General features: G+C 45.0%; 23 protein-coding genes. 13 read left to right on the top strand and 10 right to left on the bottom strand.

Translation table 11 applies throughout. The annotated features are described in order from the left end of the window. Positions 1-194: 194 nt before the first annotated feature. The 3 genes from speB to FKN93_RS03285 form a co-directional block, all read right to left on the bottom strand. A complete protein-coding gene (speB, locus tag FKN93_RS03275) occupies positions 195-1,121 on the bottom strand; it encodes an agmatinase (protein ID WP_154170747.1) in 927 nt (308 codons plus the stop codon). Beyond that, positions 1,122-3,032 (bottom strand): arginine decarboxylase, encoded by a 1,911-nt coding sequence (gene speA / locus FKN93_RS03280; RefSeq protein ID WP_170904473.1) that lies wholly within the window; start codon positions 3,030-3,032, stop codon positions 1,122-1,124. It abuts the gene before it with no gap. Positions 3,033-3,340: 308 nt separating this feature from the next. Beyond that, entirely contained in the window at positions 3,341-4,165 is an 825-nt protein-coding gene (locus FKN93_RS03285) for a tetratricopeptide repeat protein (RefSeq protein WP_202598167.1), read from the bottom strand. A gap of 576 nt (positions 4,166-4,741) precedes the next feature. Here FKN93_RS03285 and FKN93_RS03290 point away from each other — a divergent pair. Then, positions 4,742-5,317: a mechanosensitive ion channel domain-containing protein gene (locus tag FKN93_RS03290; RefSeq protein WP_154170749.1), complete on the top strand. Its 576-nt coding sequence runs from the start codon at positions 4,742-4,744 to the stop codon at positions 5,315-5,317. A 70-nt stretch (positions 5,318-5,387) separates the two neighbouring features. Here the strand turns inward: FKN93_RS03290 and hutZ are convergent, their stop codons facing one another. Both hutZ and hutX read right to left on the bottom strand, forming a co-directional pair. Next, positions 5,388-5,918: a heme utilization protein HutZ gene (gene hutZ / locus FKN93_RS03295; protein WP_154170750.1), complete on the bottom strand. Its 531-nt coding sequence runs from the start codon at positions 5,916-5,918 to the stop codon at positions 5,388-5,390. A 22-nt stretch (positions 5,919-5,940) separates the two neighbouring features. Then, positions 5,941-6,444 (bottom strand): heme utilization cystosolic carrier protein HutX, encoded by a 504-nt coding sequence (hutX, locus tag FKN93_RS03300; protein WP_158137226.1) that lies wholly within the window; start codon positions 6,442-6,444, stop codon positions 5,941-5,943. Positions 6,445-6,640: 196 nt separating this feature from the next. On the opposite strand from hutX, the gene FKN93_RS03305 reads away from it, so the two are divergent. The 3 genes from FKN93_RS03305 to FKN93_RS03315 are packed head-to-tail and all read left to right on the top strand — an operon-like array spanning position 6,641 to position 9,311. After that, positions 6,641-7,495, top strand: coding sequence for a hemin ABC transporter substrate-binding protein (locus FKN93_RS03305; RefSeq protein ID WP_233268120.1), 855 nt, complete (start codon positions 6,641-6,643; stop codon positions 7,493-7,495). A 17-nt stretch (positions 7,496-7,512) separates the two neighbouring features. Continuing rightward, positions 7,513-8,532, top strand: a complete 1,020-nt coding sequence (locus tag FKN93_RS03310) for an iron ABC transporter permease (protein ID WP_332395846.1) — start codon at positions 7,513-7,515, stop codon at positions 8,530-8,532. After that, a complete protein-coding gene (locus FKN93_RS03315; protein WP_154170751.1) occupies positions 8,532-9,311 on the top strand; it encodes a heme ABC transporter ATP-binding protein in 780 nt (259 codons plus the stop codon). Before FKN93_RS03310 ends, FKN93_RS03315 begins: the two co-directional genes overlap by 1 nt. On the opposite strand, the gene FKN93_RS03320 is transcribed toward FKN93_RS03315, so the two are convergent. After that, positions 9,308-9,778 carry a TetR family transcriptional regulator gene (locus tag FKN93_RS03320; protein ID WP_170904474.1) on the bottom strand — a complete coding sequence of 157 codons (471 nt, stop codon included), beginning with the start codon at positions 9,776-9,778 and terminating at the stop codon, positions 9,308-9,310. The two genes, FKN93_RS03315 and FKN93_RS03320, sit on opposite strands and share 4 nt — an antisense overlap. Positions 9,779-10,153: 375 nt before the next feature. Here FKN93_RS03320 and FKN93_RS03325 point away from each other — a divergent pair, with 375 nt between their 5' ends. Together FKN93_RS03325 and FKN93_RS03330 are read left to right on the top strand one after the other, a co-directional pair. Next, a complete protein-coding gene (locus FKN93_RS03325; protein WP_004396702.1) occupies positions 10,154-10,453 on the top strand; it encodes a YfcZ/YiiS family protein in 300 nt (99 codons plus the stop codon). Between the two features lie 127 nt (positions 10,454-10,580). Next, entirely contained in the window at positions 10,581-11,180 is a 600-nt protein-coding gene (locus FKN93_RS03330; RefSeq protein ID WP_170904475.1) for a hypothetical protein, read from the top strand. 22 nt (positions 11,181-11,202) lie between these two features. Here the strand turns inward: FKN93_RS03330 and FKN93_RS03335 are convergent, their stop codons facing one another. Next, on the bottom strand, positions 11,203-11,811 hold the full coding sequence (locus FKN93_RS03335; protein WP_170904476.1) for an AraC family transcriptional regulator: 609 nt from the start codon (positions 11,809-11,811) through the stop codon (positions 11,203-11,205). Between the two features lie 178 nt (positions 11,812-11,989). On the opposite strand from FKN93_RS03335, the gene FKN93_RS03340 reads away from it, so the two are divergent. Next, positions 11,990-13,096 (top strand): 1-acyl-sn-glycerol-3-phosphate acyltransferase, encoded by a 1,107-nt coding sequence (locus tag FKN93_RS03340; RefSeq protein ID WP_004396705.1) that lies wholly within the window; start codon positions 11,990-11,992, stop codon positions 13,094-13,096. 69 nt (positions 13,097-13,165) lie between these two features. Here FKN93_RS03340 and FKN93_RS03345 read toward each other — a convergent pair whose 3' ends face one another. Then, entirely contained in the window at positions 13,166-14,989 is a 1,824-nt protein-coding gene (locus tag FKN93_RS03345; RefSeq protein WP_170904477.1) for a hybrid-cluster NAD(P)-dependent oxidoreductase, read from the bottom strand. Between the two features lie 201 nt (positions 14,990-15,190). On the opposite strand from FKN93_RS03345, the gene pyrC reads away from it, so the two are divergent. Both pyrC and FKN93_RS03355 read left to right on the top strand, forming a co-directional pair. After that, on the top strand, positions 15,191-16,219 hold the full coding sequence (gene pyrC, locus FKN93_RS03350) for a dihydroorotase (RefSeq protein ID WP_004396707.1): 1,029 nt from the start codon (positions 15,191-15,193) through the stop codon (positions 16,217-16,219). 74 nt (positions 16,220-16,293) lie between these two features. Beyond that, positions 16,294-17,232, top strand: a complete 939-nt coding sequence (locus FKN93_RS03355) for a M14 family metallocarboxypeptidase (protein ID WP_170904478.1) — start codon at positions 16,294-16,296, stop codon at positions 17,230-17,232. Positions 17,233-17,333: 101 nt separating this feature from the next. On the opposite strand, the gene FKN93_RS03360 is transcribed toward FKN93_RS03355, so the two are convergent. Beyond that, positions 17,334-18,125: a helix-turn-helix transcriptional regulator gene (locus tag FKN93_RS03360; protein WP_170904479.1), complete on the bottom strand. Its 792-nt coding sequence runs from the start codon at positions 18,123-18,125 to the stop codon at positions 17,334-17,336. A gap of 97 nt (positions 18,126-18,222) precedes the next feature. Between FKN93_RS03360 and FKN93_RS03365 the strand changes: the two genes are divergently transcribed. The 3 genes from FKN93_RS03365 (at position 18,223) to FKN93_RS03375 (ending at position 21,026) form a co-directional block, all read left to right on the top strand. Beyond that, complete coding sequence (locus FKN93_RS03365) at positions 18,223-19,125, top strand: DMT family transporter (RefSeq protein ID WP_170904480.1); 903 nt, start codon at positions 18,223-18,225, stop codon at positions 19,123-19,125. Positions 19,126-19,299: 174 nt separating this feature from the next. Beyond that, the gene (locus tag FKN93_RS03370) at positions 19,300-20,064 is read left to right on the top strand and encodes a DeoR/GlpR family transcriptional regulator (RefSeq protein WP_004396711.1); all 765 of its coding nucleotides are present in this window, start codon (positions 19,300-19,302) and stop codon (positions 20,062-20,064) included. Between the two features lie 239 nt (positions 20,065-20,303). After that, a complete protein-coding gene (locus FKN93_RS03375) occupies positions 20,304-21,026 on the top strand; it encodes a LuxR family transcriptional regulator (RefSeq protein ID WP_154170757.1) in 723 nt (240 codons plus the stop codon). Between the two features lie 2 nt (positions 21,027-21,028). On the opposite strand, the gene FKN93_RS03380 is transcribed toward FKN93_RS03375, so the two are convergent. After that, positions 21,029-21,610 carry an acyl-homoserine-lactone synthase gene (locus FKN93_RS03380; protein WP_158145321.1) on the bottom strand — a complete coding sequence of 194 codons (582 nt, stop codon included), beginning with the start codon at positions 21,608-21,610 and terminating at the stop codon, positions 21,029-21,031. Between the two features lie 379 nt (positions 21,611-21,989). Here FKN93_RS03380 and FKN93_RS03385 point away from each other — a divergent pair, with 379 nt between their 5' ends. Continuing rightward, positions 21,990-22,484 carry an acyl-CoA thioesterase gene (locus FKN93_RS03385; RefSeq protein WP_004396713.1) on the top strand — a complete coding sequence of 165 codons (495 nt, stop codon included), beginning with the start codon at positions 21,990-21,992 and terminating at the stop codon, positions 22,482-22,484. The last annotated feature ends 191 nt before the right edge of the window (positions 22,485-22,675 follow it).

The following is a 22,675-nucleotide window of genomic DNA, read 5'->3' on the forward strand; positions in this document are numbered from 1 at the left end:
AACTGACTAGATTACCCTGTTTTTCTTTACTCACTCTTACAGTAGTGTAAATGAACGTAACAAGCCTTCCCATACTTAACCACTGGAAAAGCGAAAAGTGCCAACAATTCGCCTTTATCACTGAGAATGTGTGCGTTAGTTAACAAAAAACCGAGCCTGATGACTCGGTTTGAAAGTAGATGCAGCCAAACAATTTAGGCTTTATTTTGATTGGCTGACCAAACGTACAGCAATTCTAGTGCGATGGTAGCACCAGCTAGCGCGGTCATTTCACTTTGATCGTAGGCAGGAGCGACTTCAACCACATCCATCCCGACTAAGTTGATACCTTTCAACGCGCGAATAATTTTCAAAATTTTATCGGTATTAAGTCCACCGCACACCGGTGTACCAGTACCTGGAGCAAACGCTGGATCGAGGCAATCGATATCAAAGGTTAAATATACCGGTTTATCAGCAATGATAGTGCGAATTTGCTGCACAATCTCTTCCACCGACATATCGTTGGCTTGCATCGCGTTGATAACATTAAAGCCATGTCCTTCTTGCTTATACTCAGTACGAATACCAATTTGCACCGAATGTTTAGGGGAAATCAATCCCTCTTTCGGCGCATGATAAAACATCGTCCCATGATCATAAGCACTGCCATTAGCATAAGTATCCGTGTGTGCATCAAAATGAATCAGCGCCATTTCACCGAACTGCTTAGCATGAGCACGCAAAATCGGTAAGGTCACAAAGTGATCGCCCCCGAGAGCCAACAAGGTTTTACCATTTTTGATGATTTCACCCGCCGCCGCTTCAAGACGATAGGTAAAATCTTCCGCATCGCCGCAATCGAACACTAAATCACCAGCGTCAATCACTTTCGTCTGGGCAAATAAGTTGAAATCCCATGGGAATTTCTTTCCTTCCCAAGCAAGATTCACTGAAGCACGACGAATCGCATCTGGCCCCATACGAGCGCCAGAACGACCTGAAGTCGCCATATCTAACGGCACACCCAGTACGACCACATCGGCATCGCTATCAATCGGGTTTCTCACATACGGACGACGGACAAAGGTCATCGCATTGGAGTAGAGTGAATAATCAGTTTTCGTAAACAAATCATTCATTTAAAAATCCTCTAAATAAGTATAACCACTCAAGCCTTGCTCTAGCTCTGCTAAAACAATCTCTTGCTCTGCGGCCGCCACACGTTGGCTGACCAATTGACGGTAATTAGCACGAATCGCATCAACATCAATATGCACATAGCGCATCATGTCTTCTACGGTATCGCCTTCATTGATCGAGGTAATTTCCGCGTCTCCGCTGTCAGTAATATTGACCACCACACTGTGGGTATCACCAAACAGATTGTGCATATCACCCAAAATCTCCTGATAAGCACCCACTAAGAAAAAGCCCATTAAATACGGTTTATCCTTTGACCAAGCCGGCACCGGAAGGGTAGTTTCAATCCCTTGCCCCTCAACGTACTGCTCAATCGCACCGTCTGAATCACAGGTGATGTCTAGCATAACGGCACGGCGATCTTCAACATTTTGTAAATCGGACAAAGGAAGCACAGGGAACACTTGATCAATACCCCATGCATCCGGTAATGATTGAAATAAAGAGAAGTTAACAAAGAATTTGTCCGCTAATCTTTCTTGCAGCTCATCAAGAATGGGGCGATGGAAACGATTCTTAGTGCTCATTTTCAAACGTAATTCATAGTAAATACGCAGTGAAAGCTGCTCAATCCATGCACGGTGTTGTAAGTTGATCACGCCCGAAGCAAACAGAGTATGCGCTTCTGATAAATCACTTTGCGTATCATTATAAATTTCAATTAATGCACGTGCATCGGTACCTTCTCGTAAGGTTTCCCAACTGCGCCACATATTTTGCATCAGCACCGGCGCATCCGTTTCTGGCTCGCTGATCTGCTCAGGCATATACGCTTCTGTACCAATAACATTGGTAATCAACACCGCGTGGTGAGCGGTGATTGAGCGACCGGATTCAGAAATAATAATCGGTTTCGGTTGCTCATACAGATTACACATATCAGCAACAACATTGACAATGTTGCGTGCGTATTCTTGTAAACCATAGTTCATCGAGTTCGATGATTGGCTTCGCGTACCGTCATAATCAATCGCTAAACCGCCGCCGACATCAAAATAATCGATCTGCGCACCAAGCTCTCTGAGCTCACAATAAAAACGAACAGCTTCATTGACCCCATTACGTACGTCACGAATGTTGGCCATTTGTGAACCTAAATGGAAGTGCACCAGTTGCAAAGCTTCAAGTTGATTTTCAGCTCGCAGACGCTCGACCACTGTTAACACTTGTGAAGCTGCTAAACCAAATTTGGATTTTTCACCGCCACTGGATTGCCATTTACCCGCCCCTTGCGACGCTAAACGAATACGGAGTCCTAGACGAGGTTTCACGCCAAGACTCTTGGCTTCTTTTAGGATCAGGTCGAGTTCTGAAAGCTTCTCCAAGACGATGAAAACTTTGTGACCTAATTTTTCACCGATTAACGCTAAACGAATGTATTCGCGATCTTTATAACCATTACAAACGATCACTGAACTGGCTTGTTGCGCCATCGCTAGCACGGCGAGCAACTCGGGTTTACTGCCTGCTTCAAGGCCCAATTGCTTAGTTTCGAGTTCAGCTTGACTGGCTAATATTTCGTCCACTACTTCTTTTTGTTGGTTCACTTTAATCGGATAGACCAACAAATATTTATTAGGGTAATCACACTCTTCAATCGCTTGATTAAAAGCGTCACAAATATTGTGCACACGTTGGTGCAGAATCTGTGGGAAACGAACCAATACCGGAAGATTAAGATTACGAGCTTCAAGTTGTTTGACTATCGAGCTCAATGCGGTCGGATGAGCATTATCCTTTCTTGGTGAAACGGTCACTTCACCATGGTCATCAATGCCATAAAAACCTTGGCTCCAATAATGAACATTGTAGTCCGCACGAACACGATCTAATTTGGATGATTTTTCCACTTGATATCTCACAAAAACAGAGAGAATGTAGTGACAGCCACATCATGCCATCACACCTGACACCCTAAATGTCACGCGCTTTATCGGTGAAAAGAGAGGGTGTGTCTAATGATAATAATTTGTCGTTAAGACAAGCTTTAGTTATGGCTAGCACCAATGAGCAAAAATCATAAAAACCTCCGTATTCCATCGCTCCATAGACAGTCAATGAACGCCTTTCATCGATTAGAGAAGCCTGAGCCATTTGGTTGTTAAATCGCCAAAATTATCCAAATCGCTATCGCGGCTTTAAGTACCAAAGGACAATCTTAATTGTGGTTGATTAACGCATTGAAGTTTTTGTTACTGTACAGTGATTCAAAATCGGGCTCTTCAAGAATTAAATCGCGCATTGAAGGGCTTATCTCTATCGCCCGTTGAATATCTTCCAACGCTTGTTCATCTGCGCCTAAACGAGCATAAGCACACGCGCGCTGATACAACGCAGGCCCGTTATCGTCATCGAGTTCTAACACTCGGTTACATAAACTCATCGCCCAGTGATATTCTTGCATTTCCATAACGGCATCAGCTTTATAGGTTAACGCTTCGAGATCGCCAGGACGAATTTTGAGGATTTCGTCATACACTTCAATTCGCTGTTCTGCCGTCTGCACACTTTGCGATCTCAGCCATAAATTATGGATCTCATTAATCACTTCAATTTCACGGTTATTGTCAGTGATAATCCGGCTTTTGCGCTTTAAATCTTGCTCTAAAGCGACAAACTTACGTTCATATTCTTGAGCGATTTTATTAATGCTTTTATCGGCCATCTCCCGAGTATTATGTTTTACTTCACGCAGAGATTGCCAACCAATTAAAGCCACTAAAGAAGCCACACCAGCAATGACATAGAAAAAGTAAGTCACGGTAACATTAGAATAACTCAGTGACCGATCGGCGACGGACAATTCACGGTCGGTAATTTGAATGGTTAAGCGACGTTCTAAATCTTGTTGATCCTGACGTAATGCTCTCAATTCATCGAGGATGTAACGTTCGACTAATGGCCTATCCAAAAGTGGCGATTCTGAATATGGCGGCTCACGATCTTCCTGTGCCCAAGCGACTGACCCTATCAGCATCACCATGGCAAAGATTATTCGGTAAATGTGTCGCACGTACTACGCTCCTTACTGTTTTACTGCCACGTTTCGTTTAGCGATTGATTTAGCTTGCAGTGGTGTCGATATTAACGGCATGATTTCGACTTATCACATGATCATCAGAATCATGGAAATACACACCCTGTTCATCCACCACTCACCTTATATGACTTGGAGATGCCAATGGAAAACATTTCAACTCAAAGCATCAAAAACCAAAAAACGGGCCTATTTTTTATAATTAAGCGTTAATATTAACAAATTTAAGTCAAAAAATCATCAAAACGCTTAACAAGCAGCATAAAAATTGTTTCGAACTCTATCTATACTTTCTCTATCCTACCTCCACGAAAAGAATTCGATTGAAATTCCGTGTATTTCAGTTATTTTCACTGCCATTTAATGGATTCATCTCACATCACTTGCCGTTGCAGGTAAGCGGCAGATAAGAGTCGAGCATGACTCTCATCATCCCTATAAAGATAGATAAACCATACGATTGGAGAGCAACGAACCTAGCCAGCATCGCTGCGTTTCAAGTAGGAAGAGGATAACTGTATTATGCAAGTGCTTTCTTTATTACAAGATAACTACCAATGGGCACTCTCTGTGCTCATCTTACTGCTCTATCCTAAACTGGTTTTTTTGAGTTTGCGGGTATTGGATAAAACCGTTGGGCAACGGGAAGATAGTGACCGATTACAGCGGGTTAAATGGCTACTCAAAACCTCGCTTTTTGTGATGATTCTCTTAGGGATCATGATGATCTGGGGGATCGAATTACGTGGGCTGTTGGTGATCGGCTCTTCGTTGTTTGCTTTGATCGGGGTAGCTTTATTCGCAAGCTGGTCTTTACTCAGTAATATTACCTCCTTCTTAGTGCTGTTTATCCAAAATCACTGCCGAATCGGATCTTGGGTAAAAATCATCGATGGGGGTAACTTTATCGAAGGACGATTGGTAGATATGACGCTATTTAATGTCGTACTCGAAACCTTAGACGGTAATCGAGTTCTCTACCCGAATAATTTATTTATTGTTCGTCCAGTTGTGGTTCTCGCCAAAGCTCCCGAAAAAAGTGCCAAAAAAACACAAAAAAAACAATTACCAAAGCTAGCACATCGAAGTATTGATTGATGTTCACCGCTACCCTGATCAAAGGCTGAATAATCAGCCTTTGATGTCCAAACCGTGTATCTCCGAACGACTACGCGTTCGCGATTTGACGATGCCCCTCTTCAAGATGAACAAAATCAACCAGATCATCCCCTGACACTTGATACGCTTGTCCAAAACCTTTCACAAACAATCCATGCTCTGGCTTTAAGCAAAATAGTGAGAAGTCTTCAAGTTGACTGAGGTTATCAATAATGTCACCAAATCGCTGTTGCATTTGTTCAATCACCTGTTGCCATAGCGGCGAGTGACGTTCAATCATGCTCGCTTGGGCATCAAACGTTAACCGCTTACGAGCAAACAGCTGCTTAGCCGTCGATTCATCTTCAATCATCATGATCGATACTTGAGGGTTGACCGCTAAATTACGCGCATGACGCGCAATATGAGAAATCAGAATAAAGTAGCCTGCTTGATTTTGTACAAAGGGAGCATAACTTACATTTGGTTTACCTTGTGCATCAACCGTCGCGAGCTGTAATGTCGTGCGCTGTTGACGAAACTCTTTAATTTCTGGCTCTAAACGACCTTGTAGTCTTTCTTGTTTAACTTGCTGTTCCATTGACGTTCTCCTTACCAGGCGATTATTTAAATTGTTGTTGCATCGTTTGAAAACGATCGACCTGCTGAGCGATAAGCTCTCGCTTGTCATCGCGGCCTAAATAAATCTTAAAAATAGAATCCCCCTGCTGAGTGAAAAAACCAAAATAGTGGCTCTCTCGCCCCATAAAAGGTTTACTGACCAAAGCAACGTGATCAATCAACTCTAATTTTAAGTGGCCATGAAGTTGGCCTGGTTGCCCCAACAAGTTGTAGTAACCACGCGCCATTTTACCCTTCGGTAACGGGGCTTTGATTTCAAAAATAGAGCCAAATGACTGCACGATAGTGGTCACGTTTGTCCCCCAATCAGCAATCTCCGTTAATACCATCTGCGCATGATCACCCGAGAGCAGGGTAACCATTTCGTTAGGAAAAGCAGACACGACAGCAAATTCACTCACGCTTAAACGTTCAGCAATCTGTGCTGGGAGTAATGCGGGCTCATCATTTAATAACTGCGCCACTTGGTGTGATAATTGTTCCATTTTGTTATCCAATACAATTACGTGAGTACCTCAACGCGGCTAAGAATAATTAGACACAAACGATAATACAATTGATAATTGATATTGTTTGTATTATGAGTAATAATTTGCGCTCTTGAAACCAGAAATAGCCAATACCGCGGCAGCTTCATGTAGGCTGGGTATAACGTGGCCCATTTAGTTAATGAGCAGCATTATGAAATTGTCCATACCTTTTATTCGGCGACTTGCCAGTGTTTTATTCCTCTTGTGCGCTCATCATTTATCGGCAGCGGAGCGTGTGATCAGTGCAGGGAGCAGTGTTACTGAACTTATCTTTGCGTTAGGTGGACAAGATCAGCTCATTGCGGTTGATGTAACCAGCAATGAACCGCGCACGCGTGAACTCCCTCAAGTGGGTTATCACCGACAGCTCTCGGCAGAAGGCTTGTTAGCGTTGAATCCAACCCAATTAATTGGCTCAGAGGAAATGGGACCAGAAAGTACCCTACGCCAGCTACGCTCTGCAGGTGTCAAAGTCAATATCATCAACAGTGATCCTCATCCGCAAGGTTTGCTTGAACGTATCGATCAAATCGCCCAGTTAATTGACCGCCAATCGGCAGCGAAAACATTAAAACATCAAGTGAATGGGACATTAGAGCAACTTAAAGAGGGACAGCCTGATCAATCGCCACTCAAGGTGCTATTTTTACTGCTCCATGAAGGGCGAGCAGCCAACGTCGCGGGCTCAAATACCATTCCTGATACGCTGATCACTTTAGCTGGCGCTCGTAATCCTGCTGCGGAGATGATTTCAGCCTATAAACCCTTATCGATGGAAGCGCTGATCACCATGCAGCCAGACGTTATTTTGGTCAGTGGCCGTAGCTATGATCAGCTCGGCGGAGCAGAGGCGATTCTAGAAGCACTGCCGATGTTAAAAGCGACACCTGCGGGTATCCATCAACGCATCATTACCATTGATGGTCATGCACTCGTCGGCGGCGTCGGCCTGAAAACCATTCAAGAAGCACTGCGTTTGCAAGCGCTGCTCTATCCAAAGGGATAATAGCCGTGTTACGTCATGTGCCTATTCATCTATTACTTATTGCCCTAGCGCTAAGTTTGGGAATATTAAGTTTAGCTTCCATTACCGTTGGACCGATGTCGATCAGTTTTCGAGATAGCCTATATAGCTTACTATTTCGCTCTGATGATATTGCGACTCATATTAATCTGGTTATTCACCAAATTCGTCTCCCACGCACTCTCCTGTGTTTATTGGTTGGCGCAATATTAGCGCTCTGCGGGGTTGTTATGCAGGGCTTGTTTCGTAACCCTCTCGCTGAACCAGGGATCATTGGGGTATCTGCAGGTGCATCATTAGGCGCAGCGCTCGCCATTGTATTACTCGCCTCTTTTGAATTGAATGCCACATGGATGAGCATGTTCACGCTCCCCTTGTGTGCTTTTATCGGCGGAGTATTAACAACGTTACTGGTTTATCGACTAGGCACCAGTCAATTGGGAACTTCAGTGACCATCATGCTATTGGCTGGCGTAGCGATCAGTGCGCTTTCTGGGGCAGGGATTGGCTATTTAAATTTTCTGGCTGACGATCAAATGCTGCGTGATCTAACCCTATGGTCGATGGGTTCATTTGCTGGCGCTAATTGGCCACAAATCTATTTGTGTCTATTCGTACTGGGAATATTAGCTTATTGCTTTCATCGTCGAGCGATGGCACTGAATGCGCTTTTGCTGGGTGAATCGGAAGCTCGCCACCTAGGTATTGGCACTCAGCAACTCAAGCGAGCGCTGATCATACTTTGCGCCGCAGGCGTTGGTATCACGGTCAGCGTGGCTGGGATGATTGGTTTTGTCGGCTTGGTCGTGCCCCATTTAGGGCGGATGCTCGTTGGCCCTGATCATCGATATTTATTACCCGTCTCCGCTCTCCTTGGTGCATTACTGCTGACTTGCGCCGATATGTTTGCCCGAGTTGCCGTTGCACCAAGTGAATTACCGATCGGGATTGTCACAGCGCTCGTCGGTGCTCCCTTTTTTCTCTATTTACTGTTTAAACAAAAAGGGAAACTGTTTTAATGCTTACTCCAGCGATTCAAGCGCATCACTTAACGGTCTGTTTTCATTCAAAATCGATATTAAAAGATATCAATATTGAACTCCATCATGGCGAAGTCACTGCTTTACTTGGTCCTAATGGTGCGGGGAAAAGTACCTTATTGAAAGCGTTAAGTGGCGAGATTGACACCCACTCTCGCATTCGTTTCTTCGGCCAACCTCGCGAAAACTGGTCAGCAAAGACCTTAGCAAAACATGTCGGTATTTTACCGCAAAGTAGCTCATTAAACTTTCCATTTACGGCTCAAGAAGTAGTCGAACTTGGTGCGATCCCGCTTGATATTGGCCATCGACAAACTCGGCAATTAGCGCGTTATTATATGCAAAAGACCGATGTTTTACCGTTAGCTAATAGGCTCTATCCTGAACTCTCAGGCGGAGAAAAACAGCGTTTACATTTAGCAAGAGTGCTCACCCAACTGCATCAATCCGGTGAGCAAAAAGTCTTAATGCTTGATGAACCCACGTCGGCATTAGACTTGGCGCACCAACATAATACCTTGCTTATCGCTCGTCAGTTAGCTCGTGAAGAACAATGCGCCGTCGTGATTGTCTTACATGATTTGAACTTAGCGGCGCAATACGCCGATCGGATGGTGATTCTTCATCAAGGACACATTGTCTGTGATGCTCCACCGTGGCAAGCTCTGAGCGCCGAGATGATCAAGCAGGTCTATGACCATCATTCGATGGTCGCCCCTCACCCGACGTTAGATTTCCCAATGGTCTACCCGGTTTAATCAAGCTCACTCATCGCAATGATCGATTTACCAATCAACCACTCTAATTGTTGGCGACTTTGTGGTCCCCATTTGTCGTCAACCAGTTTATAAAGCCGAGTCATCATTTGCGCTGAAAAAAACTCGGCACGCTCAGCCATGACCACATGTTGAAACAATAAACGCAGTGTTGCCATAAAAGCCGGAGTCGTGCGTAGCGCCTTCAACCAGCTTTCTGCAAATTCATTCAACCCTTGTTCTAACTCTAAATGTTCCGTGAATTGGTGAAAAATTTTGCTTTCTAACGCTAACGCAAAATCGGTTTTCTTAGGGAAGTGATGACTAATACCCGTTCTCGAGACCCCAGTCTGCTGACTTAATGTGGTGTAAGACATTTTGTCGTAGCCCAAACTGAGCAGTTGATCGATAACGGCATCCATAATTCTTTGAATCGTAATTTCAGTATCTTCTTTACTACGTTTTGGCATGGCTCATGCTCTTCATCAAAGGGTGATTATTCGGCTAGATAGTTCAAAGACTGTTGTTCTTGCGAGGTTAAATAGTCAGCAAACCGTCGGGATCATCTTACAAAGTCCTAGTGAAGGCAATGAAACCGGTAGCATTATGACAAAAAACTGTCACTCATTCGCACAAATTCTTGACGCACATCACAAGATATTGCCACGTACTCATCGTTCATCTACGCTGCACTGACTATTCAATCATAGTATGAATCATTGATTGATCGAGATTCCACTTCAACTGATATCAACATGAACCAATCCGATCGAAAGCGGATATTAAGTGGTAAGCGACATCATAGCAGGCTAAAATAGCCTTAGTTTTTATAAGAGGATAATGAGATGACCAATCAATGCTACGTTGAAGATGAAGTATGTGAAGCCTGTGGTGTTGCCGGAGAAATGGGATTTATCATTAAAGAAGGTGACGAAGTTGCCGAAGTCACCATTTTTGCGACCGAACAAGATTTACTTCAACAAGAGTTTGATAAATACCTACAACTCGCTCAACAAGTGTGTGCCAACGTTGAATATCAAATTCTTCCTACTCAAGAAGCCAATAAACTGCATGCTCAATTCAAATTTGAAGTCAGTGCGGAAAAGTTGATTTTTGAGCTCAAGTCGCGTTCATTATTCCGCTAAAGTGCTCAGGTGAGCGATCACTCGCTCGCCTGATACCCGCAGCAATACAAAGCGACAACCATTCATTGAAAATCCGCAGCATTAGACCGATACTTTTACCGTGGTCACCAACACAAGGATGTCAGCCATGCGGCACTGGTTACTGGGTGTATTGAGCTTACTATGCGCACTGCCTTTGCTCGCCATCCCTCTTGATTATTATAAAATACTCAACCATTTAGATAATTATGGCAACCTCAATTTACGCAATAAACCTTATACTGAATTGCCTAATGGCCTTGAAGTCAAAGGCAACCTTAATATTGCGCAAACCTCGATTAAACGTCTACCCCCTCAACTTCGTGTAGAAGGCAGTTTGGAAGCAAGCAATAGCCAACTGCAACGTATCCCTCGTGGAACCTTTATTCGTGGTTATGCGAATCTACTCGGCTCACAAATCACCCGTTGGCCTGCTGGCGTTAATGTCGGAGGGTACATCAATTTGACCGATACCCCGCTTGAGCAGCTACCGCCAAGGTTGGTCGTTAAGGGAGATCTAAGCGTCGTCAGAACCCCGCTAACCGAACTTCCAGAAGGCTTGGTCGTTCAAGGTGATCTGTATATTGGCGGCTCCCAGATCACCCGTTTTCCAGACACCATGACGGTCAATGGCAACATCTTTTTAGGAGGGAATCAGATTCAACAATGGCCGACCAATCTTACCTTAGGCGGAGCCGTCGCCCGATAAGGATTAGCTTGGCTGAAATGAATTAAGGTTGCTCACCTAAAATCAATTGACACAGTTGTTGATACTGTTCAACTTGACTGGCAAACAGAGTCTCAATAATTAGCGCTTCTTTTACCCCTGACAGACGGCGCTTTCGTGCCTCACGCACCAATAATGCCAAATGATACTCTTTACTGATCCCAAGATGGCTGTCTGGCGTCCATTGACTCAATACTTGGCTTAAACCGGTGAGTTTGAGTTTGGGTTCAAAGTTTTGTACTTCATACTTCAGCACTTGCAATAAATGAGGATACACTGGAGTTGTAGAGACAGGCTGTTGTAAGCGTTGTAAAATACTGCTGCTCAAGTCATTGTGTTTAATCGTTCCAGCCTGCGAAGGAAACGGACAGCGCAGGCGGACTGAAAAATCCACTCGTGTGATTTGAGTATTCGGAAAAAAAGTTAATGCACACAAGCAATCGATGGGGATCCATAATGCTTGGTGGGCTTCTATGGCGTATTCATGTTTGCCAAGTCGAAATAAGACTAAACCGTGATTCACTTGGATTAAGCTATGCTTACTCGTTCGTTTTCGCGCCGTCACTTGCAAATAAGGAAAAGTACAAGTTTCAGATTGAATCGCGTAGTTCATGGTTGGCCTCATGCATTTTAAGGGCGCTAAGAGTAACGCTTCTTGATAAAAAAGCCAACTGAACTGAACCTTATCAGACTGATTCTGGTCTGACCTTGTAAATTATGTGCTTATGATAGCTGCGAGTCACTCAGAGTATGCGTAGAATAGGCGAGCTTTTTATTTGATGTACAATACTATGACCTCAACCAACGATCCTTATTTAGATATACGTCCTTATAATGACGATGAAATTCCTGCGGCGCTTGACCGTTTAATCAATGATGAAGAATTTATCTCGGCGATTTTGCAGCACCGTTTTGCTCACCAACCTGCTTGGCTCAGACCACTATTGAGCCCTATCGTAAAAATCTATTTGAAATTTAAGTGGGCCAAACTGACTTCGGTTGAAGCCATTCAGCTAGAGGTAAAGAAATATCTCGATCAAACCTTGGAACATACCACCAATGGCGTTACTTATAGTGGGCTTGATCAATTAGATAAAAATCGCTCTTACCTTTTTATCTCTAATCATCGCGATATCGCCATGGATCCTGCGTTAGTTAATTATGGTCTGCATAAAAGCGGCCATCGAACGGTACGCATTGCGATTGGCGATAACTTATTGAAGAAACCCTGTGCCACGGAATTAATGCGTCTGAATAAAAGCTTTATCGTGCAACGTTCTGCTAAAGGACCGCGCGAAATGATGAAGATGCTCGGTACGTTATCAGGCTACATTAAGCACTCGCTGGAGACGGGCAACTCGATCTGGATCGCCCAGAAAGAAGGACGAGCCAAAGATGGTAACGATTTTACTGATGCGGCGATTTTAAAAATGTTTCATGTCGAAGGACGTAAACAAAAAGTTGATTTTGCTGAATATATGCAATCACTCAATATTGTACCGGTGTCGATTGCTTACGAAAATGACCCTTGCGACGTCGCCAAAGCACGCGAACTGTATGAAAAAGCGACTCACGGCCAATACCAAAAAGCCGAATTTGAAGATATTGAAAGCATTATTCAAGGGATTGTTGGCGAAAAAGGACGAATCCATGTTGCCTTTGGTGACGTAATTAGCGAGCCTTTTGCTACTCCAGAAGCCTTAGCCGATGAAATTGATCGCCAAATTCACGCTAATTATCGTCTCTATCCAATCAACTACTTGGCGGCGAATGTCGACCACGAGGAGATACAGGATGAGCATAAAGTGCAACTGGAAGCGAAGTTAGCTCAACTCCCTGTTGATGCTCAACGTTATTTGCTCGACAGTTACGCCAATCCTGTACGCAATAAAGCTTAATTGTTGTCCACTTAATCGAGCCACTCCTGACATTTCAGGAGTGGCTTTTTCTTTTGGCCTGTCGCCGATTTATGAGCTTATTACTTCAATATCGGTTTCAGGAACACTGCAACACGCCAATACTTTACCAAGATGGCGTTCATGATCGGGCAAAGCCAATGACTCCGGTTGTTCAACACGACCCGACTGCACCGTCACTTTACAAGCGCCACAAAAACCTGCGCGACAACTGTTGGCCACTTTTAAACCCGCTCGCTCGGCTTGCTCAAGCAACGTGGTCTGGTTATCGCCTTGAAACGCCTTTCCATCGAGTGTGATGGTGAGGGGCTGATACGCTCGATTAACCGATGGTGTCACCGTAAAGACCTCCTGGTGATAAGCCGTTTCTGGAACACCTAGCTTCAGCAACAGGTTTTTCGCTTTTTGCATAAATCCATCTGGCCCACAGACAAAAACCTGCCTCTGTATCACATTCTCTATTTTTTTGAGATGAGATAAGGATAGTCGTCCTTTTAAAGCAGGCCAATCGATAGAAGGCTGAGTCAAACTGATCATCAGCGTTAAGCCTGAATGAGCAGAGCGTAAAGCGTCTAGCTCATCACGAGCGGGAATATCGGCTTCACTACGGCATTGGTAATAAAATACAATATCTTGCATCATTTGGTGGTCCGCTAAATAACGCAGCATCGATAACATAGGCGTAATGCCACTACCCGCAGACAAGAATAATAGCGGCTGAGATAAATGCTCATCGCGCAAATGAAAATTTCCCTCAACAGATTGGGCGACTAAACTCTCCCCCACCTGAAGATGTTCCAATAACCAATGAGAAACTTGCCCACCATCGATCGCCTTAACGGAAATCGCTAAACGCCCCGGCCGAGAAGGACTAGAAGAGAGCGTATAGCGGCGATGATACACTTTACCGTCAATAATCACTTCAATCGGTAAATGTTGGCCGGGGAAATACTCGGGGAAATCACTGCGTTGCGGCTCTAACCAAAAAGTCACAAAATTATTGGCGATGGTCTCGCGCTCAACGCAGCGCATTTGATAATGGCGCTGTCCTTGGTCAAGGTAGTGCTCTTTTTCTTTGTATTCCAAGACTTCGATCGGATCATTAACCGAGATCATCCCCTCATTTTTTGCAATCAAGTTTTGACCGAAAAACACGCCGCCGCGTTGATTGGCGCGAAATTGAGCTAAGGTTCTTAACGGTTCCGTACTGGGGCGAAACTGCCCCGTACTCATATCAACCGTGGTCAAAATACAGCGTTCACAGGGTTTGACCAGTTCAAATTCAACCTGACCAATTCTGATCCGCTTCCAGCTATCTTCGATGAAAGGCTCCCCGCCAGAAACGACCAAGTTGGTTCGAAATTGCGTCATGCTATGTCGCTCTGGGCTACGGCGGTTCAACTCATCCAACGACGCTTGGCTAATTAATAACAGGGGATAACCATCAGCAAAGCTGACATTGCTGCCGACTTTCTCGCGTACTCGATTGGACTGCTCACCTGTAAAGAGTAATTCAACCCGCTGACCCAACGCAGCACTGAACCAATCATCCGCTTCGTCGGTGGTGGTATAAGCGGTAAAATTATCATCCCAGACTTGAGCCTGCGCCACTTGGCGCTTAAACGTACTATAACGCAGCGTTAAGGGCTCACGACCTGGCGAAGTAAAAATCAATCCATCGGCGGTTAATGCTGAGCGAATCGCCACCATAGCTGGGTACTTTCGCGCCGTTACCATACTGCCATCCGCCAAAGCAACCATGAAACGGCGATCAAACATCAACCCTTGTTTTTCAACCCAAGCCGTCGACAGCGATAAACCTGCCGTCGATTTGACGGGATAAATACTAATTTGTGAAAGCTGCACAGCCGACATGGTGATTCCTTATTGGTATTTTTATTGACGCTAAGCCTAACGGAAAAGCGAGGGAAATAAAAAGCCGAAAACAAAGAAAAAGATGATATTAAACCACTTTTCCTCTATCATCCTGTCGCCTAAACGGAAGCGTTTGCGTCATAAGTACGTGAACATGGTTTAGGCTCCAATCATTCAACTTTTCCATGGTGGGAGCAATTCATGACAACCTTTACCCTGACTCGTCCCGACGACTGGCATGTTCATCTACGCGATGGTGATGTTTTACAAGATACCGTTCGAGACATTAGCCGCTATAACGGACGTGCACTGATCATGCCCAACACCGTCCCACCAGTCACCACGACTGATATGGCTCTTGCCTATCGTGAACGCATCTTAGCGGCTAAACCTCGCGCTCACTTTCAACCCTTAATGACTCTGTATCTCACCGACAATACTTCGCCTGATGAAATCCGTAAAGCCAAAGCATCCGGTGCGATTGTAGCGGCGAAACTTTACCCAGCCGGTGCGACTACCAACTCTGACTCTGGTGTCACTGACCCGAAAAAAATCTACCCAGTTCTACAAGCGATGCAGCAAGAAGGATTACTGTTATTGGTGCATGGCGAAGTAACGACACAGGATGTCGATATCTTTGATCGCGAAAAGACCTTTTTAGAGACCGTATTAGCGCCTATCGTCAACGACTTCCCAAACTTAAAAATTGTCTTAGAACACATCACGACCGCAGAAGCCGTCGCCTTTGTCAAACAAGCTGGGGAGAATGTCGCCGCGACGATCACCGCACATCATTTACTGTTCAATCGTAACCACATGTTGGTCGGCGGCATTCGTCCACATTTCTACTGTTTACCAATACTCAAACGAGCAACCCACCAAGACGCCCTAGTTGCCGCGGCCACCTCTGGCAATAAAAAATTCTTTTTAGGCACTGATTCCGCGCCCCATGCACAAGGCCAAAAAGAGTCCGCGTGTGGCTGCGCAGGATCATACACCGCGCACGCCGCCCTTGAGCTGTATGCCGAAGTGTTTGAGAAACAAGCTAAGCTTGAAAACCTCGCCGCATTTGCCAGTCATAATGGGCCTGATTTTTATGGCTTACCCCGTAATACAGATACTGTGACGTTAACTAAGCAAGCTTGGTCCGTGCCTAATACGATGCCGTTTGGTAACAACATGGTCGTTCCAATACGAGCTGGTGAATCTATTCACTGGACGGTGAAATAAACCGAGACACCAATTGCAGTACCCGCTTATAACGCTTAAGCTCATGACTTTTCTTACTCTTATTAGGGAAAGTCATGACTACTGCTTATCGTTACCCCATTGGCACACGCGGTCAACCATGGACCGAACAAGAACGTCAGGCTTGGCGTGCACAAACTAAGATTCAGCGCCCTTATCAAGCGGTGGTGGAGGCGATTAATGCTTTATCGGAGCAATTTTGTGTTGAGCAATACGGCGCACTGTCTTACGACCCTGAGCGATATCCGCTGCTGTGTGTTAAAACTCAGCCTTGGCATGCGGATAAACCAACCCTTTTAGTCACTGGCGGAGTACATGGTTATGAAACCAGTGGTGTTTTTGGTGCTCTGCAATTTTTAACCGAACAGGCTTACCGCTACGCGGAACAGATGAATATTGTCGTAGTTCCTTGCGTCAGTCCTTGGGGGTACGAAACGATTCAACGCTGGAACCCCAATGCGTTAGATCCTAATCGTTGTTTTTATCCAAACAGTCCAGCAGAAGAGTCGGCTTCCCTGATGGCGCTGGTCGACAAACTACCGGCGATACTTGCCCATATTGACCTGCACGAAACCACCGACAGTGATGAAAACGAATTTCGCCCCGCATTAGCGGCGCGCGATGGTGTCGATTATCAGCCGGGGCATATTCCTGATGGCTTTTATACGGTAGGAGACAGCGAGAATCCGCAGTTGGATTTTCAAGCTGCAATTATTGAGTCGGTACGCCAAGTCACTCACATCGCACCCGCCGATCAACAAGGTGAGATTATTGGCTCACCGGTTATCCAAGAAGGGGTGATTGTTTACCCAGTAAAAGAACTCGGCTTATGCGCTTCAGTCACAAATAGCCAGTACTGCTCAACCACCGAAGTGTACCCAGACAGTCCACGGGTCAATAGTGACGACTGTAATGCGGCTCAAGTGGCAGCGATCGTGGGCGCTTTAAACTATTTATACCCAAACGACTTGAAGTTGCAGGTAAGCGGCAAGTGAGTGAATCCCCATGAGCATAGGCAAATCATGTGATTGGGGTAAACGAATGTAGCCAACACTGCTGCCACTTCAAATCGGAAGCGAGTACTGGCTTGATAAGCTTAAGACAGCAATCGGTTCTTATACTGCTCCGGCGTTTGTCCGGAGTATTTTTTAAACATACTAATAAACGGACTGGCCTGATTGTAGCCCAAGGTTAATGCTACTTCTTTGACCGATTGTCCATGACGCAATAACTCCATCGAATGCAAATAACGCACTCGCAATCGCCATTCGGTAAAACTCATGCCTAATTCTGCCTGACAATAACGGGCTAACGTTCGCTCGGTAGTATGGATACGCTGTGCCCATTGCGAAAGTGTTGTTTCATCGGTTGGATTTTCTTCAATCGCTTTGAGTATCGGCGACAAATATTTGTGATGACTAGAAGGCAGGAAATGGTGCTGCGTCTCCTGCGTGGCTAATTGATCGAGTAACACTTGTACTAAACGCTGATCTTCACGACGGGTTGCGACACTCACTGAGCGCTGACGAAAGTCATCAATGATCGCCGAAACAATCGGGGTGACTTTAATTAGACTGGTTTTTTGTGGGAAACCTTCGGTCATTTCAGTCGCAATATTTAACGAACAGTACGCTAACGGACGTCGGTTATAACTTTTATGGAGGATCCCTGCGGGTACCCAAATAGCCAGATGGGGCGGAGCCAAAAAACGTACTTCTTCTGCCTCCATCTCAAGAATACCTCCGGAAATTAACTGCACTTGCCCCCAAGCATGGCTATGCTCTCGAGTCTCCGTATTAGAAAGAAAAGCCTCAAAATTCATGAATACTGCTGACGGAGCCTGCTCAATAGACAGGGAGGGATGAAGGTTTCTGCTGCGTTGATTCAAACTTGTCTTCCTATCGCTCAAAGTGTCTTTTTAAAGATATATATAATCATAGAGACCTGTCAAACTATAGCCAACAATAACCGACTCTGAGGCAGCGATGATTTATTTTCTCCCTTTGTTCACCGTGCTGATTTGGGGTGGCAACACCATTATCAATAAGATGGCCGCCAGTACCATAGAGCCAAGCGCAATGAGCTTTTATCGCTGGTTGCTCGCGATGCTGATCTTAAGTCCTTTTTGTTTACCAACCGTTATTCGGCAGCGTCACATCATTCAACCCTATTTGCCCAAGCTCGCTGGCCTAGCATTACTGGGCATGGTGTTGAATCAATCTTTAGGCTATTACGCGGGATTAACCACCAGCGCTTCAAATATGTCACTCATCACCTCATTGGTGCCGCTATTGAGTGTGTTTATTAGCGTACCCTTGCTCAATAAACGCATTTCTGGCTTGAGTATTACTGGAGGTCTGCTGTCATTGGTCGGTCTTGCATTAATGCTCGGTCAAGGCGATGTGTTATTTTTCCTTCATCAATCGATCACTCCCGGAGACGGTTTAATGGTCTTGGCGGCGCTGGTGTATGCTTTGTATTGCGTACTGCTCAAACGCTGGAAGATGCCACTAAGTAGCTGGACGATCATCTACTTACAAGGCGTATTAGCCGTATTCATGCTGATTCCATTATGGTTGACCAGCAAACAACTTCTGCCTACCGAAGGGTCATTGCCACTCATCGCTTACGCTGGTATTGCCGCCTCACTGCTTGCGCCATGGATGTGGGTAAAATCGATTGATGCCATTGGTGCCGATTCATCGGCGATGTTTATGAATTTATTGCCCGTGGTCGCGGTGACATTAGCCGCCACCTTGTTGGGTGAATACATTCATCAATACCACTTCATCGGCGGTTTAATGGTCATTAGCGGCGTCATTTTATCCCAAGTACGCATTCGACGTCGTTCGACTTTAGAACCGATAGAAAAAGCCTCAACACCATAAACCACAGCCAACGGTTCGCTCAACGAACGTTGGTCGATGGAACCAATATTCATGTTCGTTTTGTGTGAAACGAAGCTTAAAACGAACCAAAAACACGAATAATTTGCTCTCGTTGATTGAATTTAGTCCATTAAACCGTACACTTAGCGCACTTCAACGTATAAGGATAGGCCTGTGAAAGCGGTTAAACGTCATCAAGAAATCATTGAACTGGTGCAAACCCAAGGGTTTGTAAGTACGGAAGAACTGGTCGAACGATTTAATGTGAGCCCGCAAACCATTCGTCGCGATCTTAATGAGTTAGCCGATGCTAACCAACTCCGTCGTAATCATGGCGGAGCCACCATCGCCACCAGTTCGGAAAACTCCTCCTATCATACTCGTCAAGTCACATCACAAGCGGAAAAAGAAAAAATCGCCGCGGCTTTAGTCAAACATATCCCTGATGGTGCAACGCTGTTTATTGATATTGGTACCACGCCAGAAGCGATTGCTCGCGCCTTGATGTTAGAGCACCACCACTTACGCGTTGTCACCAACAACATTAATGTGGCGACCATTTTGATGAGCAAGCCTGATTTCAATATTATTCTGGCAGGCGGTGAAGTGCGGAATAAAGACGGTGGTGTGACCGGAGAAGCCACTCTCGACTTTATCTCTCAATTTCGGCTTGATTTTGGTATTTTGGGGATCAGTGGTATCGACTACGATGGATCGCTGCTCGACTTCGATTATCATGAAGTACGAGTCAAACGCGCGATCATCGAAAACAGTCGTTGCGTCTATTTAGGCGTTGATCACAGCAAGTTTGGACGTAACGCTATGGTCAAATTAGGCACACTCGCCGATATTGATCTGATCATCACCGATCAAGCGCCGCCAAAGGAAATTGAACATTTTGCCAAAGAGCACGAAGTGACTATCCAAGTTACCCTCTAAGGGGTTAAACAGTCCGGTTATCGCCAACAGCTGGGAATGGCGGAGCAGTGAAAAATGAGTGAGAGTCAAAATAGGCTCTCACCATGGCGATATGCACAGATAAACGATGTCATTAGGATAATCGAATATTAACTCTACCGCAGTAACAAAGGGATAACACCATAAGGATAATTGCGGACATTATCTCTATTTAAGTATATTATCAGTTCAGTTAGCGCCTTTGTTGTCAATGGTCATTTATGCAAAAAATTCTGCGCCTGATCCAAGAAAATCCTTTTATTGATAGTTTTCAAGCTCTGCAATCTACGTTGGCTAAGATGAATCATCTCATTGAGCACGAATACTTTTTATTTGGCCTTTCTTTACAGACGACATTAACCAGTAACGACACCCTCATCGCCGATAATTACCCTCTCGCTTGGCGTCAACAGTACGACGAATCGCAATTTATGTTGATTGACCCGATTGTTCGCTACAGCATGACTAACTTTTTACCGATCCGCTGGTCGGAGATTCGCGCACATCATCAAGATAGCCAGATCATTTTTGAAGAAGCTCGCCTTAATGGCTTAAAAGAGGGATTCTCGATTCCAGTGCACGGATTAAGAGGCGAATTCGGGATGCTCAGTTTCGCGACCTCAGACACACGTCATTACGACCTTAATCTTCCGGCTATTCAGGCCTCGCAACTGCTTGTCCCCTTATTGGCACAAAACATAGACAATATTGTCCGCTGCCACCGTGAGGCAAAGCCCAGAGCAGAGTTAACCTGTCGTGAAGGACAATGTTTAAGTTGGGCAGCGGAGGGAAAAAGCGCTTGGGAAATCGCGCAAATTATTAATACCTCAGAGCGAACGGTGAAATTTCATCTCTCTAACGCTTGTAAAAAGCTTGGTGCGACGAATCGCTACCAAGCGATTACTAAAGCGATTTTAGGCGGTTATATTAACCCTTATTTATAATGTTAAGCGCCGACACTCTCTCGGTACCGCTCATTCATTGGGATAGATAACGCCACAGATCGTGTTGACCCGAGTACATGCACTTGTTGATTGCCTAACCTTTCACAAGGGATCCCTAAGCGTTGAATGAGTTTTTCGACACCAACCGACGTTACGGTTACATAACGCGTAATACGCTGCTGTTGCGCATGATGATAAAGCGATTGAAACATCTTCATCGTCACGTTACTCACCCCACCAGCCAGTGCTGAAAAATCTTTATCCACCGCAAAACGGCTCAATTCATACACCTGCGAATCTCGCGGTGCAGTCATCGCCCCAAGTAACTCTGGGAAAGTGTTTTTTAACATATAATCCGACGTCGTCGGTAAAATTCGCCAACAGCCCACGACCTGTCCCTGTTCTCCCTTGGCATATAAGTAATGAGCTTGGGGTATATCATACTCATCGCTTTCTAAGCCCCCTGCGGTTTTTAGCTGCCAATTAAGACGCTGATAAAAAACCTTATAACGTAAGCCTAATAATGCAGCATAGTCTTGCTCAGGTAATGTCGTGAATGAATGACTGTAAATAGAAATGGCCATGAGACTTCTCCTTTGGTTAATGGAGAAATCACGCTATACAAACTTGACGCACAAGAAACCTGTTCGATCGAACAGTTACATCACTCACCTTGATGCTCTATGATCAGGTGAGCTGAATTACTAACAATCAGTTGGCAAATTGATTAGGTACATACTTCAAAAAATTTAATTCGTACCGTGTAACTAACCCCTCTTTTAGAGGGGTTTTTTATTGCACCCGAGAGATGCATCCCGTTGATCCATTGATACTCCACTGAATGGAGATGCAACCAAACGCGCATCACGACAACTTCACAAAGCCAAATGACGTTAAGATACGCTTTGCTTGATCTATAGTAATCTTATCGAGATAGCGATAGTCACATTAAGGAATGTATACATGAGTTTTGGCAAACGAGAGATAACCCTACGCTTTTTAGCAGAACCTGGCGATGTTAACTTTGGCGGTAAAGTTCATGGCGGCGCGGTCATGAAATGGATTGACCTTGCCGCTTATGCGTGCGCTGCTGGCTGGAGTGGTAAATATTGTATTACCGCTTATGCCGGTGGCATTCGTTTTGTTGCCCCAATCCATGTGGGCAACTTGGTCGAAGTCAACGCTAAAGTCATCTACACAGGCAAAACCTCTATGCATGTCGCGATCGATGTGCAAGCCAGCGAGCCGACCGCACTAAACAATCGCCTCACAACACATTGCATTGTGATTATGGTCGCCGTCGACGAACAAGGTAAACCAACCCCAGTACCAGAATGGCAACCCACCTCAGCTGAAGACATCGCTTTACGTGAGTCGGCGATACGTTTAATGAACATGCGTACCGAAATTGGCGAAGAGATGGAAGCTCACGTCAAATACCTAAAACCCAAAACCTAAGCTTCACTCTAATGGTAAAAGATAGCTAATACTTTATGCGTTGTCGTATGCCCAAGCACCTTAGTGTTGTAGGTAGATGGTGAGCATTCATCTATCAGTATCGATAATCATCTGATTGGGACGGAGGAATGTTGCCGAGTTATCGATCATTACGCACCACGGCAGCTGCAAATAGAGGGGAGATAAACGTG

It is taken from the genome of Vibrio sp. A8-1 (genome assembly GCF_013048685.1).
Taxonomy (GTDB): Bacteria; Pseudomonadota; Gammaproteobacteria; order Enterobacterales; family Vibrionaceae; genus Vibrio; species Vibrio metschnikovii.